We start from the raw sequence: 16862 nt of genomic DNA on the forward strand, positions 1-16862 counted from the left end.
TAAATTCAAATAGAGAATCGTTTCTAAGCGATAGGGTGGTTTGTTTGTCCAGCTGGAACTTTATAAAAACTGAATTGAATGATAAGGATTTTTTGATCGATTGCCGCTCGGCTTCTGGGTATCAGGAAGCCACTTTGAAAGGAGCTTATAGTTTTCCTTTTATTAAAAAAGCTTTTGCTTCGGATCCTGAATCCCAGAAGAAGATGACCGGGCCTTTAGAGGAAATTCTAAAACTCATAGAGAAAGAAGGAGCGACTAGAGTCATCGCTTTTGACGAAGGGATGGGGATGTTCGCATCTAGAATGGTTTATCTTTTGAGAGCGGCCGGTTTTCAAGACGCGTTTTTATATGGAAATCGTTGGCCGGTTTCCGGGGTCGCTCAAGAAAAAGGTTCCAGAGAAATGGAACTAGGTCCGGGAGATAAACCTAGAAAACTAGAAGGGATCGTAGACAAAGCATTTTTAGAAAAAAATTTAACGCGACTTCAGATTTTTGATACAAGAACTCAAGAAGAATACGAAGGAAAACTTCCTAGACTTACGGCTCCCGAACCAGGCTCGTTATGCGGTCGTTTGCCCGGTGCGTTTCTTTGGGATTGGAGAATTTTATACGACGGCCAAGGGAATTTAATCGAAAAAACTCAGTTTAATAAAAAACTCAGATCCTTTCCGTTTATGCCCGAAAGAACCACTATCATTTACGATTATAACGGAGCAAGATCCTCTCTTTTGGCTTTGATGTTACGTGAAGTAGGTTATCTGGACGTTCATACATATCAGGGTTCTTGGTTCGAATGGAGAAAATCCAGTCTTCCTAAACAGGCGGTTTCGGTTTACGGACAAACCGGGGCCGGAGGTGCAGCACCCAGGGTGGGCGGGGCAGATCGTAAATAAGGATTAATTCAAAATTTTGAATATACTATAAACGTAAAATTTGTTTTTAAAAGACCGTTTACGGCAAAAATTGTACGGAAGTAAAAACAAACTCCGGTTACGTCGGCGGATTTAAAAAGTCTGTTTGCGAATTTTCGACGTTAAAAAACGAACGAATTCCTACATTTTAAGTTTTCTGAATCTTTTGAGGATCTAAAAATGTTCTTTTTCAGAAAAAATTATATATGGTTGCTCATATTGAATGTGATACAGGCGATTTTACTTTGTTGTATCTATCTGAATTGGCCCGAAAATCCGTATCAAGGGAAAACTAAAATAGGCGAATTAGAGACCGGAATTAAGTATTGTAAAGTTGCGATCTATGTGGACGATTTTGGGGAACATGGACTACCAGCATATTACGAAATAGTTATAGATCGAAGATATGTAATTTCGTTGACGTATTTTACAAATGTGGATCCAGAAAAACTTTCTGTTAAAGAATTTGAAATTATAAAACATCCAAACAAAAATCTAATCGGACTGGTCAGAAAAACGGAGCCTAAGGTGCTTCTGATGATGCATAATTTCGATACCAATGAGAACTGGCCAAACGCGAATTTTACGGAAAAATACGAGAGCGTTCGAAAGAGAGGAAATTCGATGCGAAATTCGTTAAATCCATCCTTACTTTTATCTACCGAATCGATTTGAACCGGGATTTTTCAGATCGTTTTGGAATTTTAGTTCGAACAAACTAAAAAACGGAATTCATTTAAAAATATCTTATCGGTTTATAAGGAAAATTGAATGTTTTTGCAACGTGTGATTTTGGCGTTTGTTTTTTCGAGTTTTTTATCTTGTTCCGGACCTTTTGCAGACTACACAAAAATATATCTTCCTTCTGAAAAACAATTTTCCTTCGGTAAAAACTTTCAAGTGATCCGAAAGGAAAACGTTCTGGAAATACGTTCCGTTGCGGGCACTTTTTTAGAACTTTCTCTGACAAAACCTTTTTTATCCGCGGCAAAGGGAGAGCAGGAAGTGAAATATAAATTTGCTTCTTTTCATATTAAAGATAAAATCATATTTCGATGCAATTTTCAGAGTATTGAAACTATGATTTCTTCCTTGAACGATTTTAGAATTTCAGGAACCTTAGAAGGAAAAGGTTGTAGAACCAAGTATGAAATCGTTTTTATAACGTTAGACGAAACATCAATTCAATTTAAGATAAAAATCGAAGACGTTTCTTTAAATCGTTCATACTTTAGAATGGTTTCGTCCGAAACCGAAAATATTTTCGGGCTTGGAGAACAGTTCAGCCATTTCAATTTAAAAGGTAAAACACCTTTTTTATTTACCGAAGAACAAGGAGTTGGAAGAGGGGATCAACCGATCACCGCAGGGGCAAATCTTCTTGCGGATGCAGGTGGAAACGAATATACTACTTACGCTCCGATTCCGTTTTTTCTGACTTCTCAAAACAGATCTGTTTATTTTGAAAATTCATCTTATTCAAAATTTGATTTTTCTAAACCCGAGGAAATTTCAATCGAATTCAGAGAAAGTGGACTTCAGGGAATCATTTGGAAAGATTCTTCTCCGATCAAACTTGTGCAGAAGTTTACCGAAAAAACGGGAAGGGCGCCGGAACTTCCGGATTGGGTTTATGGAACTTGGTTGGGAATACAAGGTGGAAAAGAAAAAGTCCTAAAACAAATCGAGGCAGCCAGAAAAGAGGGAAATCCGATTACAGCGCTTTGGATTCAAGATTGGGTTGGAAGAAGAAAAACTAATTTCGGATCTCAATTGTGGTGGAGATGGATCGCGGATGAAAAGTCTTATCCGGAATTCAAAAAGTTTTGTTCCGATTTAAATTCAAAAGGAATTCATGTATTAGGATATTTGAATCCTTTTTTAGCCATGGAAGGACCGCTCTATGAAGAAGCTGTACAAAAAGGATATTTAGTAAAAGATAAAAACGGAAACGATTATGTAATTGAAACCGTAGGTTTTCCTGCGGTTCTTTTGGACCTTACTCATCCGGAAACTGTAAAATGGATTCAAAAAATCATTCAAAAAAATTTAATCGGAGTTGGACTTTCCGGATGGATGGCTGATTTTGGAGAATGGCTTCCCTTAGATGCAAGTTTGTATTCCGGAATTTCCGCAGATGTTTATCATAACGTGTATCCGGTCGAATGGGCTCGGATCAACAGAGAAGCGATTCGAAATGTTGGAAAAGAAGGAAAGATCCTATTTTTTACGAGGTCCGGATATAGCGGTTCGATGAAACATTCTACCCTTTTTTGGGAAGGGGATCAGATGGTAAGTTGGGGAGAACACGACGGAATTGTGTCCGCTGTAACCGCGCTTCTTTCTGGTGGTTTGAGTGGAATTTCACTCAATCATAGTGATATAGGTGGATATACTACGATCAACAATCCGATCCGAAACTATCATAGGTCCAAAGAATTGTTTTTACGTTGGGCGGAATTGAATGTATTTAGTTCAGTGTTTCGGACTCATGAGGGAAACCGTCCTGAGAGAAATCATCAATCTTATTCGGATGTGGAAACGATCCGAGAATTTGCAAGATATGGAAAGATGCACTTCGCATTAAAGGAATATCTCAAATCTCTTGTAAAGGAAGCTTTTAAGACGGGGCTTCCTGTTGTAAGACCGCTTTACTTACATTATTCGACCGATCGAAACACTCATGAACTTAAAAGAGAATTTCTTTTAGGAGAAGACCTTTTAGTTTTTCCGGTTTTGGAGGAAGGGGAAATTTTCGTGTCTGGTTATCTACCAGAAGGAGAATGGGAACACGTTTGGACCGAACAAATTTTTACCGGAAAAAACGAAGTGAAAGTGGAAGCTCCGTTAGGCGCTCCTGCAATTTTTTTGAAAAAAAACGGAATCTGGTATTCTAAATTAAAAAATGCTCTTTATAAATTTAAAAAATAAATCGTATAATTTTTCTTATTTATTCTTGAATGGTTAGGCGCACTGAGGCGGTCTATAAAATAGAATGCAATCTGAAGTTTTTAAAGATCCAATTGTATTTTTTGATGGAATATGCAATCTTTGTAATTCTGTTGTTTTGTTTTTTCTGGATCGAAATGAAAAGAGGAATTTAAAATTTTCGAGTTTACAGTCTACGGCTGCGGAACGAATTCTTGGAAAAAAAGTAAGCCTGAATGATTCTCCTTCTTCGGTTTTATTTCTGGAAGAGGGAATCCTTTATCAAAAATCGAATGCGATTTTAAAGATTAGCGTTCATCTTTGTTTTCCTTGGAATCTCCTTCCTTTATTTAAATGGGTTCCGAGTTGTTTGCGTGATTGTATTTATGATTGGATTGCAAGAAATCGTTATCGTTGGTTCGGAAGATTGGAAACTTGTAGGATACCGGACCCAAGTTTAAAACATAGATTTTTAGATGACTGAAGGAATTGTTTCGGAACTCGTTTTGGCAGTTTTGCTAATTCTTAGTTAATGTGAGCAGGGCGTAAGGAATCTGTTTCCTAAAGTTTTGTTTTACCTGAAAGAATGTATGTAGGAACTCTTACAAACCTTGAAATTGCCGTAAAAAATAAAATGTGGGAACTACCACATGTCTATATTTTACGGTTAGATTTTGAAAATGTAGGAACTCATGCAATTTTCAATCATGAAAAATGAATATTTAAACCCGTAATGTGACTTAATCTGTAGGAACTCTTACAGATTTAGATTTTGCAGTAAAACTTTGAAACTGTGGGAACTCTCACAGATTTGGATTTTGCAGTAAGACTTTGAAACTGTGGGAACTCTCACAGATTTGGATTTTGCAGTAAAACTTTGAAGCTGTGGGAACTCTCACAGATTTGGATTTTGCAGTAAAACTTTGAAGCTGTAGGAACTCTTACAGATTTAGATTTTGCAGTAAAACTTTGAAAAGCTCTGAAATTTTCTCGAGTGAATTCATAAAGATAAAAAAGATCAGTATGAAGACCGCCCACCTAAAATGAAAACTTTACCATTTTGTAATGGATTAGATGTGGCGTCATATCGTTTCTGAAGCAAACTTCCAGTAGAAGACAACGAATTTGAATTTGGATCAAAAACCTCCGCTTCCGAATGAACAATGTTGGAGGTTCTTCCGCCTGCAATCAAAACGTATCCATTATTTAAAACCGTGCCGGTATGAAATTGTCTGCTTACGGACATTTTAGAACTGATCTCCGTAAACGTAGAATCTAAAATCTGAATAGAATCGGAAGTACCATCTTCGTTGGAACCGCCAGTAATAAAAATTCTTCCGTCTTGTAAAACGTTAGCCGTAAAAGATCGAAGAGGTTTTCTTAAAGAAGGTCCTGCAGATAAAAGACCTGTAACCTCGTCGAATCTTTCGGTTTCGGAAAGAGTAGAAAAAGAATTTGTAGTCGAAGAATAATTCACTCCTCCGATCAAAATAGGATTTCCCATGTTGGGAACAAGGGCTGAAAAATTATATCTAGGTTGGAGCAGATTTCCTTTTAAAGAAAAAGTTTTGCTAACAGGATCATAGACTTCTACGGGAAGAATCCCGTTTCCGGAAATTGGATCGACCCCTCCGGCGATCAATACTTTTCCGTCGGATAATAAGACGGACTGATGTCTACATCTTGCGATATTTAAATTTCCTGTCCAAGTGGAAGTTTGGGTTTGTGGATCAAAAATTTCCGTTTTGTTTGTAGCCGGAGAATCCGAAAGACATCGACCGCCGGTAATTAAAATCGTTCCGTCTTGAAGTAGAGTGGCCGAGTGTAAATTTCTAGGCATCAGAAGATTTTGGGTCGAGTTTTGAAACGTATTCGAATTTGGATCGTAGATTTCGATCTGATCCAATAAATACGATTCAATATAAGGATAATAACCTCCTGTGATAACAACTCGTCCGTCTTGTAAAATAGAAGAAGTATGATGATACCTCGGAAAATTGAGAGAATTCTGAACGAAAGAAAAACCTCGAGTAGCCGGATCGTATAACTCAGCTGAATTTAAATATGGATTTGAGTTGCTGAAAAGGATTGCAAGAAAACCTAAAGGAGCTTTAGAGATTTTGTCGTCCGTATGGTGCAATAAACAACCGGAAATAAAAAAGAATAAAATAAAACAACTAATTCCGAAATAGAACCGCAGGTTTCCTAATCTGTAAGACATAGAAACAAGGTTTGTCTTCTAAAAGAACAACACAATCAGAATTTACAATCAAATGGATTGGATTCTTGTTGTTGAAAAAATTTTATAGTGAAGGTTCGTAAAATTGCTTCAATTGTCCATTTAAATAAAACTGAAACAGATCAAGAATTAATTTTTTAACAACTCGATTGCTCAGAACTATATAATAAAAAATTCAATCGTTTACATTTCAATAGTGCTAAATTCAGTGTAAGAAAGATTGGGCGAATCCGAACCGTGTTTTTTAGCTACAGTCAATAATTGTATGAAAGAAATGTAATGTACCATTTCATTTTAAGTTACGATTTCAAACGTGATCTGTCGAGCGCCAATAGAAGCGAGACGCTTTAGTTTGAGAGAACCGTTCTGTTGAGTTTCTCTACGCTCAATCGCTTTCGCATAGAATTCTATCAAACTTACGTTAAGCGACACTTTAATAGCGACTTTACGGGAAGTAGGGATCATTAAATGTTGTATCAAAGAATTTCAAAATTCTGGATCTAAATGTGAATTTGTCTTTAGAGAATATAAAACTTTAGTATAAAAAATAAATAAACTTGTTTGTGAGCGTTGCTATACTTTATTACTGATCTCTATAAAATTGAGTCCCGTTAATTCTATCACAAAACGCTGATTCCATGTAAAATATGAGGTAATTTATTATATAGTTAATGAGTAAGAAGTTTAAAAAGATTTTTTTGAGGTTTTGAACAAATTCTAAAGAATCAATAACGTTACCGAACTCGGTACTAACTTGACCTGGAGAAATGGAAAAATAATCTAGAAGGAATCTTCTCCTTTTTTAGGAAAATAGAATGAAACTGACTTCAATTATATTATTTTTTGCGATATTTATTTCCACGGGTTGTCAAACGGAAAAGTTTTATTGGAAACAGGAAGTGGAAAAACCTGGAAGAGTTCCAACTTATAGCGTTTACAGACATTTTTTTATCTGGGGTTTAGCACAATCCGAAGATCTGAACCTCAAGGATGCTTGTAAGGGAAAGGAAGTTTCCTACGTGGAAACTAAATACACCTTTCTTTCTTTGTTGGTGATTGTACTTACTTATACGTTATATTCTCCTAAACTCACGAACGTTTATTGTGAGTTGGAATGAGAATATTCTTAAAATTTTTACTCTTACTTTTTTTTCCGATCTCGGTACTGTTTGCGGGCGATTCTAAATGGATAATAGCGCCTAACGTTCAATACAATCAGGGTAGATTAATTTTTGAAACTGGTGGAGGCAATCTGATTCCTTCTTCCGATGATCATAGTTATGGCAGTGGTTCAAGACTGACTTATGCAAGGCAATATCCGCTCTTAGGTGTTAGTGCGATTTATATCAAAAAGAATTGGGAATTTCAACTTCAAGGACATTCCACCCTCGGTTATCGAAACTCAGGAAATTTTAGAGACGAAGATTTTTATATGTTCACGCCTTCACTTTATTCCAATCGATTTACACACTACGGTCCGCTTTACGGCTACGATCCGATTTGGGGGAATAATCGACTTACTCGGTTTTCTGGGACTAGCAATTGGTCCGATTTTGATTCTTCTTTAAAAGCGAACGATTCGATTGTTGGGTTTGATGTGAGATATTTTCCGAGTGGGGGTTCTCCTAATCCGAACGTCAAAGGTTTTGGTCTTTTTGTAATCGGAGGATATTCTTATGAATATTTAAAATTTATTGTAAACGGGTCTTCTGGTTCACAATTGAGTTCTGGAAAGATTTACTTGGGTTATTTAAACGGAGAAAGTATTTCTTATTCCAATTCTATCAACGAGATCAAATACGGTATCGGTACTCAAACTAATTTTCAAAGATGGGGATTAGAAGTTTCATTCAGTTTCATTTCTTCGGAAATCAAATCTAGAGACTTTCATCGGTATCGAACCCTTACTTTTTTGGAATCCGCTTATGGGAAAGGATGGACTCATACGATCAAATTTAACTATAAACTTTCAGAAAATTTAATTTTGAATTTAAATTGGACGGAATCTTTTAGGGAATTTGAAGGTAAGTCGCATGTTAAAGCGGGACTTGGGCCTGAATCTTGGTACGCTGGACTTATATCTTTCAATCAACAGTATTGGCTTTACTCCGTTCAAAATCAAGTATCACTTGGAATTTCTATTTTTCTTTTTTAAACTCTACTTTGAAACTGAAACGGTTTCTTGAACCTAAAAGTTATTTTATGTTTTTAGAATATAGAAGTTATTACATTGAAAAACTTTTTGCAATTGTGGGAACTCTCACAAAACGCAACTTTACGTGTTGATCTTGCAATTGTGGGAACTCTCACAAAACGCAACTTTACGTGTTGATCTTGCAATTGTGGGAACTCTTACAAAACGCAACTTTACAGGTTGATCTTGCAATTGTGGGAACTCTCACAAAACGCAACTTTACAAGTTGATCTTGAAATTGTGGGAACTCTCACAAAACGCAACTTTACAAGTTGATCTTGAAATTGTGGGAACTCTCACAAAACGCAACTTTACGGGTTGATTTTGCAATTGTGGGAACTCTTACAAAACGCAACTTTACAGGTTGATTTTGCAATTGTGGGAACTCTTACAAAACGCAACTTTACAGGTTGGTTTTGCAATTGTGGGAACTCTTACAAAACACAATTTTACAGGTTGATCTTGAAATTGTGGGAACTCTTACAAAACACAATTTTACAGGTTGGTTTTGCAATTGTGGGAACTCTTACAAAACACAATTTTACAGGTTGATCTTGAAATTGTGGGAACTCTTACAAAACGCAACTTTACAGGTTGATTTTGCAATTGTGGGAACTCTTACAAAACTTAGGTTTGTCTGTAAAATGAAGTGGAACTACTGGTAAATCCACGATTTGTGAGAGTTCCCACAGATTAAGTCGCATTACAAAATTTTAAACATTTATTTTTTATGGAAAAATCAGGTCTTATAAAACGAATCTTACGCCCAGTTCAACGTTACTCAGAATATAATAAATGTGAGTTCGACCTAATAAAACCAGGACGAATCCAGCTTGCTACAGGTAACCGGGCCGGGCTCTTTAGTTTTGGTCAGTAAATTGCATACATGGAACAACAATCGTCTTTAGTTTCAATAAAGAAGTGAGACGGCTTTAGTTTGAAAGAGTGTTCTGCTGAATTCCCACGTCTTAATCGTTTTCGCATAGGATTCTATCAAACTTACTTGAAGTGTCACTTTGTGATGAACATTCAGGCACTCAATTTTACAGAGATGAGTAAATTGATTTTGTATAATACAAGCCGTTTAAAAATTATAATTTTATAATATAATTCTACCGGAATATGATTTTTATTATGAGAAATTTTATCCCGGATTATGACTCTTTACGGTTTACTAAACTCTATAGGACAAAATGTCTATAATTTTGCATCCGAAACGGAAAAACGTTTCAAAATATATATGATCACAGTGTAGAAATTGAATAGGATGTATTTCGTTTTATAGAAAATGTTTCTACGATTTTGGAAATTTTTTTCCTAATTAAAAAAATGCCTATTCTTGGAAATAAATTTCCAAAGAGAAATCGAAATTTTTGGAAATAAATTTTTGAAGATTGTGGTAAAAAATCTAGACTGTTTTTTTCAAATTAGAGTATAATACGAAAACTTATCCATAGGACGTTCAATGGGAGTTACTATGATTCGATTAACAATTGTGTTTTTGGTTTTAATCTTTTTCAACGTTTGTAAACCTAAGACCGTCGAAAGTTCGGACGCAGTAGTCACTTTTCTCAAAGGAAAAGCTTCCATCATAGAAACGGGTAAAGAACTTTCGATCTATACAAATGTAACTGAAAGACAATCTGTAAAAACTGAGTCGGAGGCTGTATTAGATCTTACCTCTAAACTAGGAAGTTTTCGACTATTGGGAGGAAGTACCGCAACCATAGCAGCTCTCAATTCTGAGAGTGCTTCGTTTCAAGTCTCCGAAGGAAACGTATTGATCAAGGCGGGTAATCTTGCAAAAGGACAAAGCCTTATTGTACATACTCCTACCGTGGTTGCAGCCGTTCGAGGAACTCAGTTTTGGGGAAGAGTGAATGGTAAAGATGAGACCGGAACGTTTGCGGTTCGAGAAGGAGCCGTTGAAATTACCCGCAAGTCTGATGATGCAAAAATTTTAATTGAAGCAGGCCAGGCCTTGGATCTTAAACCGGGTGATAAGTATTTAAAAGTAAGAGTCGCAGCCAAAGAAGAATTAGCAGCGATGGAGCAAATCGACCAAATGAAATGATTTCCTGAATTCCCGAATCTTCGTTTTTAAGTGCCGGATTTCCAAGTGAATCCGGTTTTTTTTTGTGTGCAGGAATATCGATTTTTTCAATCTATTCTAAAAAAGAATCGGGACCTATAGGAATGGAAGAAAAGATTACATATAAAAATGCCGGAGTGGATACCGAAAAAGGAAGAGAGTTCGTACAAAAAATCAAACGTAACGTAGAATCCACTCAGGGGCCGAGAGTAATCGGCGGTCTGGGCGGTTTTGCAGGGGCTTATGACGTAAGCGTTCTTAAAAAATATAAACAACCGATTCTATTGTCCGGAACGGACGGAGTTGGAACAAAAATAGAACTCGCCCGACTTCTAAAAACTTACGACACGATAGGAATCGATCTAGTAGCGATGTGTGTAAATGACATACTCGTCTGTGGAGGAGAACCGTTTTTCTTTTTAGATTACATCGCCTGCGGAAAGTTAGATCCCGAAAAGATGGATCAGATCGTGGCCGGAATTGTACAAGGATGCAAGATGTCTAATACATCTTTGTTAGGAGGAGAAACCGCCGAACATCCAGGAACGATGAAAGAGGACGAATTTGATCTCGCCGGTTTTGTGGTAGGGGCGGTTGAAAAAGATTCGATGATAGATGGTTCTACAATTCGAACCGGAGATAAAATTTTAGGACTCGAATCCAGTGGGCCGCATAGCAACGGCTTTTCCCTCATCCGTAAACTACTTTTAAAAGAAGGAAAATATCTGCCTACCGATCCCCAGCAGGTGAAATTTTTAAAAGACTATGCGCTCAAACCTACACGAATTTATGTATCTAGTATATTAAAACTTTTGCAACAAATTCCCGTTAAAGGAATGGTTCATGTTACGGGGGGGGGGTATCAGGAAAATGTACCTAGAATCCTTCCGCAAGGAACTCAGTCGAAATTTTTTAAGGATAAGATTCCTTCGGGATATTTTTTCGAAAAAATCAAAAAAGATTATAAAATAGAAGAGTCGGAACTATTTGCCACTTTTAATATGGGAATCGGATATATGGTCATTGTTTCCAAAGAAAATGCAGAACTTGCAAGAAAATTTATGGAAAGTTCCGGCGAAATCGTTCACGAAATAGGAGAAATTATATCTGGAAATAAGGAAGAAGTCCAGTTCGCCTAACGGTGTTTTTATGAATAGGATTTCCGAACTGTTTCGATCCCCCGTACTAATACTTTCCAGAAAAAATCCTTTTATGCTTTCTAGGCTTACGTTTTTTTACGTGATTTTAGGAATTGTGGGAGGACTTTTTTCGGCGGTGTTTTGGATGTTTTTAGAATATCTAATACATTTAGGTTCTACAATTTCAGAAATTTTAACCGTTCCATATATGGCAGCAGCAGGGTTGTTTATAGGATTGATCATACATTTTTTAGGTGAACCGGGAGAGATTTCATTAGTAATTGATAATATACGATTTCGGGGCGGAAAATTAGAAACGAATCAAAATCCTTCTATGGCTCTTTCTTCTATTTTGAGTATCTCCGCAGGAGGAAGCGCAGGGCCAGAGGCGCCGTTGGTGCAGATAACCGGTTCCTTTGGAAATTGGTTTGCAGAAAAACTAGGACTTACTGGAGAGGAATACAGATCTATGACGATTGCCGGAATGGCCGCTGGTTTTACATCCTTGTTCGGGTCTCCATTGGGAGGTGCGTTATTTGCACTTGAGATCTTACAGCATAAACACGTCGTGGAGTACTATAAGGCTCTACTTCCAGCATTTTTATCCAGTACTTCTGCGTTTTTCGTCTTTCTTTGGATGACTCACGCAGGTTTACAGCCTACTTGGCAGTTTCCTCAATACGTTCCAGGAGACATTCAAGATTTCTTATATGCAATATTGTTAGGAGGGGTTGGAGCAGGGTTAGGTTGGATGTTTCATGGATTATTTTTAGTCAATCGTTGGTTTTATTCAAAAATTCCGGGACAAATTTATTGGAAAACTTTGTTAGGTGGACTTGTGTTGGGGCTGATCGCGTGGCAACTTCCACTCACTCGTTTTTTTGGACATGATCAGTTGAATCGAATTGTAGAGGGAAAATTTACGCCGATTTTTTTGGTTGTTTTGATTTTTTGGAAAACCTTTGCGATTAGTACCACTGTGGCGAGCGGTTGGAGAGGAGGGGTGATTATACCTCTATTTTTTTTAGGGGCCTGTGCAGGAAAACTTTTGTTTGGCTTTTTTCCGAGTGAGAATGAATCTTTTTTGATGATCTGCTTAATGGCCGCCGTAAACTCTTCCGTGACTAAAACACCTATCTCTACTACGATCTTATTATCCGCACTGACCGGACTGTATAGTTTTACTCCCGTGTTGATCGCGAGTTTGAGCGGATATTTCTTATCTCCTAAAGAACCATTTATTCCCACTCAAGGAAAAGAAAACTAGAACTGTTTAAAAAATCTATAGTTTCTGTAAACATTGTTTTGTAAGAAAAGATGAGTTGTTATAAAAATCGAAATTCAGTTTTTGTAAGCGGATTACGTCTTAAGCTGTGAACTGTGTGTCGTTTGATTTCTGCCGTTTGCCTTAGAACGATAGAGCGCGCGATCTGCCTCTTCTATAATTCCTGTAGAAAGATCGGTATGATATATCGGAGCGGAATCGTTGAAATTTAGGGTTGTTATGCCGACACTGATCGTAATCGGAGAATTTTCCCAAGATTGTTTTTTAACGTTGGTCATCAAACGTTCCGCGACTTCGACCGCTTTTTCTTCATTTGTGTCGGATAACGCAACTACGAATTCTTCCCCTCCGAAACGCGCAATAAGATCGCATGTCCGAAGTGTTTCCATAAAAACTTCGGACAATCGAATTAAAACACGATCTCCCGCCGGATGACCGAATTTGTCGTTGTAGTCTTTAAAATGATCCACGTCGATCATCATGAGCGAAATCGATTTCTCCTGACGTTGCCCCAGGCGAATGAGATGATTTATTTCTTCGTTGAATGCCCTTCTGTTTTTGAGTTTTGTAAGCGGATCCGTAGATGCTTGTTCTAATAATTTGTTATTTGCTTCTTCCAAATCGGAGGCAAGTTTATTGATTTTCTGATTGGACTCGATGATGTCCGTAATATCTCTTCCGGTCACGTAGATCCGACCGGATTCTAGATCCGGAAAAGCGGTCCATGAAAAATATTTATAAGTTCCATCGGCACATCGGCACCGATTTTGAATCGATAGATGTGATACTCCTTCGTTTAATTGTTCAAATTCTTTTAAACTGGATTCCACGTCTTCCGGGTGTAGTAGATGGAAATGTGTACGTCCTTTTAGATCTTCATTGGTCCAACCCATGATACGTTGAAAGGATTGATTGATTTGTAAAACAACGCCGTCCATTCTTTGGATAGCATGTAAGTCTAAGGAGTAGTTGAAAAATTTTTCATGATTGTATTCGTTTTCGTGATCCATTCTTAATTTTCCTGGAGTTGGATTGACATAAAAAAATTGCTCTTTCCGGAATCGATACGTCCATCCGTGTTAAAAAAACGGAAAAAAATATCACATTCAAAAAAATTAATATATTTGAGAACTATGAGTGGCTTTATTTCTTCCGCTAACTTTAGATTGATAAAGAGCTTTATCCGCGCTTTCGATCAAATGAGTGGGATCAACATTTAAGTGTTTTTTTTCAAAATCTATAGTGGAGATTCCTACGCTAATCGTAATGGAGCGATATTCCCAATCGAATTCTCGGACTGAGTTAAGTAATTTTTCCGTGACTTCTACCGCTTTTTCTTCATTGGTGTCGGGTAATGCGGCTACAAATTCCTCTCCACCAAAACGTCCCAATAAGTCGTTTGATCGCAAAGTGTTCTCAAAAACCTTAGCTAGACAAACCAGTACTTTATCTCCGGCGAGATGACCGAACTGATCGTTGTAAGTCTTAAAATGATCCACATCGATCATAAGAAACGAAAGAAAACTTTTCTCTTGTTGCATATATCTGAGAAGGCTATGAAGATCATTCATAAATGCTCTGCGGTTTTTCAACTTGGTCAAAGGATCGGTTGTCGCCTGTTCGAACAATAAGTCGTTTGCCTTCTTCAATTCGGTTGCAAGCTGACTGATTTGCTGATTCGCTTCGATGGTTTCTGTGATGTCTCTTCCGGTGATGTAGACGAGGCCTGCTTCTAGATCTGGATATCCGGTCCAAGCGAAATGTTTATATGTTCCATCTGCACATCGGATTCGGTTTTGAATAGAGGATCTAGGACCTCCTCCGTCTAGTTCCTCAAATTCTTTGGCGCTTCCTAAATCATCCGGATGTAATAAATGAAATGGATCACGTCCTAAAAGTTCTTCTTCTTTCCATCCGAGGATTCTTTCAAATGAGGGATTGACTGAGATCACTGTGCCGTCCAGCCGTTGGATCGAAAACAAATCCAAAGAATAGTTGTAGAATTTTTCGAGATTGTATTCGCTTTGATAACTCATGTGACGTTTTTCCAAAAAAGAATTTATAAATAAAGTCGTTCTATACAGGTTCGCCGATTAATAAATGCGTAGATTCTTTCTATATAATTACGCTTCTTTACAAGGAAGGATTCTGGAACTATGGTTTACCTGATTTCTTCCGTTTATCTTAGAATGATACAAGGCTTTGTCTGCGGATTCGATGAGATTTATAAAATGGCGGTTTTCTTCGAGAGAAGTTTTTTGTTTTTCGCCGAGGGTTGCTGCACCCACGCTGATCGTCACAGAACGTTTTTCCCAGTTGAATTCTCGTACGACGTGGATCAATCTTTCCGCGATCTGTAAACAAGTTGTTTCCGAAGTATCGGGCATGGCGACTATGAATTCTTCTCCTCCATATCTTGCGATCACATCGTGTTGACGCAGTGTATGGGTTAAGAGAAAAGCTAGGTGAATCAAAACCTGATCTCCCGCCGGATGACCGAATTGATCGTTGTAGTTCTTGAAATGATCCGCGTCTATCATCAATAAAGAAAGAGGAGATGACTGTTTTTGAGCGACTTGAAGTAAACGATTGAGTTCTGCGTTGAATGCCCTTCTATTTTTTAACTTAGTCAAAGGGTCTGTACTTGCTTGTTCCAGTAACATATCGTTTGCTTCTTTGAGTTCCGAAGCGAGTTCACTAATTTTACGGTTGGATTCGATTACTTCCGTAATGTCTCTTGCAATTGCATAAACCATGCCACTTTTATATTCCGGTACTGCAGTCCAAGATAGGGTTCTGTAATTTCCGTCAATTGAACGATAACGGTTTTCAAAAGATACAACTGGAGCACCTGTGGCAAGTTTGGCGGCTATTTCTTGTGTGGATGGAAGATCTTCTGGATGAAGGAATTCATATGAACCTAATCCTAACAGACGTTTTTCCGACCAACCAAAAATCCTTTCAAAGGAAGGATTCACGTGGATTACGTGACCATCGTCCATCCTGGCAATAACAAGTATGTCCAAAGAGTTGTGGAAAAATTTTTCATAATTGTACTGCATTTGTCGGCCAATTCATTTTAAAAAAGATAAAAATATTTTGGAAGAAACTAAATTACATTCAAAAATCCTCATAAACCAGTTCAAGATATTTGGGAACTATGAGTGACTCTGTTTCTTCCGTTAACCTTTGAGTGGTATAACGCGCGATCCGCTTCTTCTATAATGTCTATCGAATGATCAGCGTTATTTGATGGGTTTATTTGAGAAGTAGTAATTCCTACGCTGATCGTAACGGATCTTTTTTCCCATTTCGATTCTTCAATTACTTTAACCAATCTTTCTGCGATCTCAATCGCTTCTTTTTCGGATGTGTTTGGTAATGCTACGATAAATTCTTCTCCGCCGTATCGTGCGGTTACGTCGTCTTTTCTAAGAGTTTTTGCTAAAAGAGACGCTAGTATAGTCAGAACTTTATCTCCGGCAGGATGTCCAAATTTATCGTTATAGTCTTTGAAAAAATCTACGTCGATCATCAATAGGGAAAGAGGGCTGAGTTGTTTTTGAGACAGTTGGATTAGAGAATTTAGTTCTTCATTAAAGGCTCTTCTATTTTTCAATTTTGTCAATGGATCGGTACAAGCTTGTTCAAATAGCTTATCGTTTGCGTCTTTGAGTTCCGCCGCTAATAGACTGATTTTACGGTTGGATTCGATTAGATCGCTGATGTCCCTTCCAGTTACATAAATTAAACCTGCTGATAGATCCGGAGAAGCGGTCCAAGAAAAATATTTGTAGGTTCCGTCGGAACAAAGAAAACGATTTTGAAAGGCAAAAACGGGTAAACCTTGGTTTAATTTTTTAAACTCTTGAAAGGTACTTTCTCTATCTTCCGGGTGGAGTAAATGAAACGGATTTCTACCAATCAGCTCTTCTTCTCTCCAACCTAAAAGACGTTCAAAGGCAGGGTTTACTTGTAACACGGTCCCGTCCAATCTCTGAATGGATAGTAAATCCAAAGAGTTATTTACGAGTTTTTCGAGGTCGTATTCTTTTTCAAAATTCTTCATTTTAA

At 37.5% G+C, this 16862-nt stretch carries 15 protein-coding genes; 9 read left to right on the forward strand and 6 right to left on the reverse strand.

Going from position 1 to position 16862, the window contains the following annotated elements; genetic code table 11:
- The first annotated feature begins 44 nt into the window (after nucleotides 1–44).
- The 4 genes from LEP1GSC049_RS208865 to LEP1GSC049_RS208850 all read left to right on the forward strand — a co-directional run bounded on the left by LEP1GSC049_RS208865 (nucleotide 45) and on the right by LEP1GSC049_RS208850 (nucleotide 4323).
- On the forward strand, nucleotides 45–893 hold the full coding sequence (locus LEP1GSC049_RS208865) for a sulfurtransferase (RefSeq protein ID WP_004755396.1): 849 nt from the start codon (nucleotides 45–47) through the stop codon (nucleotides 891–893).
- 198 nt (nucleotides 894–1091) lie between these two features.
- The gene (locus tag LEP1GSC049_RS208860; RefSeq protein ID WP_004759336.1) at nucleotides 1092–1586 is read left to right on the forward strand and encodes a hypothetical protein; all 495 of its coding nucleotides are present in this window, start codon (nucleotides 1092–1094) and stop codon (nucleotides 1584–1586) included.
- Nucleotides 1587–1682: 96 nt separating this feature from the next.
- The gene (locus LEP1GSC049_RS208855) at nucleotides 1683–3842 is read left to right on the forward strand and encodes an alpha-glucosidase (RefSeq protein ID WP_016561151.1); all 2160 of its coding nucleotides are present in this window, start codon (nucleotides 1683–1685) and stop codon (nucleotides 3840–3842) included.
- Between the two features lie 64 nt (nucleotides 3843–3906).
- Nucleotides 3907–4323, forward strand: a complete 417-nt coding sequence (locus tag LEP1GSC049_RS208850) for a thiol-disulfide oxidoreductase DCC family protein (protein ID WP_004753746.1) — start codon at nucleotides 3907–3909, stop codon at nucleotides 4321–4323.
- A gap of 534 nt (nucleotides 4324–4857) precedes the next feature.
- Here the strand turns inward: LEP1GSC049_RS208850 and LEP1GSC049_RS208845 are convergent.
- Complete coding sequence (locus LEP1GSC049_RS208845; RefSeq protein WP_004759451.1) at nucleotides 4858–6060, reverse strand: Kelch repeat-containing protein; 1203 nt, start codon at nucleotides 6058–6060, stop codon at nucleotides 4858–4860.
- Between the two features lie 312 nt (nucleotides 6061–6372).
- Nucleotides 6373–6558, reverse strand: coding sequence for a hypothetical protein (locus tag LEP1GSC049_RS2000000228105; RefSeq protein WP_157195959.1), 186 nt, complete (start codon nucleotides 6556–6558; stop codon nucleotides 6373–6375).
- A 335-nt stretch (nucleotides 6559–6893) separates the two neighbouring features.
- On the opposite strand from LEP1GSC049_RS2000000228105, the gene LEP1GSC049_RS208840 reads away from it, so the two are divergent.
- The 5 genes from LEP1GSC049_RS208840 (at nucleotide 6894) to LEP1GSC049_RS208820 (ending at nucleotide 12770) form a co-directional block, all read left to right on the forward strand.
- On the forward strand, nucleotides 6894–7196 hold the full coding sequence (locus LEP1GSC049_RS208840; RefSeq protein WP_004754767.1) for a Bor family protein: 303 nt from the start codon (nucleotides 6894–6896) through the stop codon (nucleotides 7194–7196).
- Nucleotides 7193–8233, forward strand: coding sequence for a putative porin (locus tag LEP1GSC049_RS208835; RefSeq protein WP_004763031.1), 1041 nt, complete (start codon nucleotides 7193–7195; stop codon nucleotides 8231–8233). Before LEP1GSC049_RS208840 ends, LEP1GSC049_RS208835 begins: the two co-directional genes overlap by 4 nt.
- A gap of 1504 nt (nucleotides 8234–9737) precedes the next feature.
- On the forward strand, nucleotides 9738–10346 hold the full coding sequence (gene lsa19, locus LEP1GSC049_RS208830; protein WP_004754276.1) for an adhesin Lsa19: 609 nt from the start codon (nucleotides 9738–9740) through the stop codon (nucleotides 10344–10346).
- A gap of 122 nt (nucleotides 10347–10468) precedes the next feature.
- Nucleotides 10469–11503 (forward strand): phosphoribosylformylglycinamidine cyclo-ligase, encoded by a 1035-nt coding sequence (purM, locus tag LEP1GSC049_RS208825; protein ID WP_050572925.1) that lies wholly within the window; start codon nucleotides 10469–10471, stop codon nucleotides 11501–11503.
- A 10-nt stretch (nucleotides 11504–11513) separates the two neighbouring features.
- Complete coding sequence (locus LEP1GSC049_RS208820; protein WP_004755049.1) at nucleotides 11514–12770, forward strand: chloride channel protein; 1257 nt, start codon at nucleotides 11514–11516, stop codon at nucleotides 12768–12770.
- Between the two features lie 92 nt (nucleotides 12771–12862).
- Here the strand turns inward: LEP1GSC049_RS208820 and LEP1GSC049_RS208815 are convergent, their stop codons facing one another.
- The 4 genes from LEP1GSC049_RS208815 to LEP1GSC049_RS208800 all read right to left on the reverse strand — a co-directional run bounded on the left by LEP1GSC049_RS208815 (nucleotide 12863) and on the right by LEP1GSC049_RS208800 (nucleotide 16857).
- Nucleotides 12863–13798, reverse strand: coding sequence for a sensor domain-containing diguanylate cyclase (locus LEP1GSC049_RS208815; RefSeq protein ID WP_004753880.1), 936 nt, complete (start codon nucleotides 13796–13798; stop codon nucleotides 12863–12865).
- A 105-nt stretch (nucleotides 13799–13903) separates the two neighbouring features.
- Entirely contained in the window at nucleotides 13904–14824 is a 921-nt protein-coding gene (locus tag LEP1GSC049_RS208810) for a sensor domain-containing diguanylate cyclase (RefSeq protein ID WP_004759412.1), read from the reverse strand.
- 87 nt (nucleotides 14825–14911) lie between these two features.
- Nucleotides 14912–15850, reverse strand: coding sequence for a sensor domain-containing diguanylate cyclase (locus LEP1GSC049_RS208805; protein WP_004759343.1), 939 nt, complete (start codon nucleotides 15848–15850; stop codon nucleotides 14912–14914).
- An 80-nt stretch (nucleotides 15851–15930) separates the two neighbouring features.
- Complete coding sequence (locus LEP1GSC049_RS208800) at nucleotides 15931–16857, reverse strand: sensor domain-containing diguanylate cyclase (RefSeq protein WP_004759441.1); 927 nt, start codon at nucleotides 16855–16857, stop codon at nucleotides 15931–15933.
- Nucleotides 16858–16862: the final 5 nt, after the last annotated feature.

This window comes from Leptospira kirschneri serovar Cynopteri str. 3522 CT (genome assembly GCF_000243695.2).
In the GTDB taxonomy this organism is placed as follows: Bacteria; Spirochaetota; Leptospiria; order Leptospirales; family Leptospiraceae; genus Leptospira; species Leptospira kirschneri.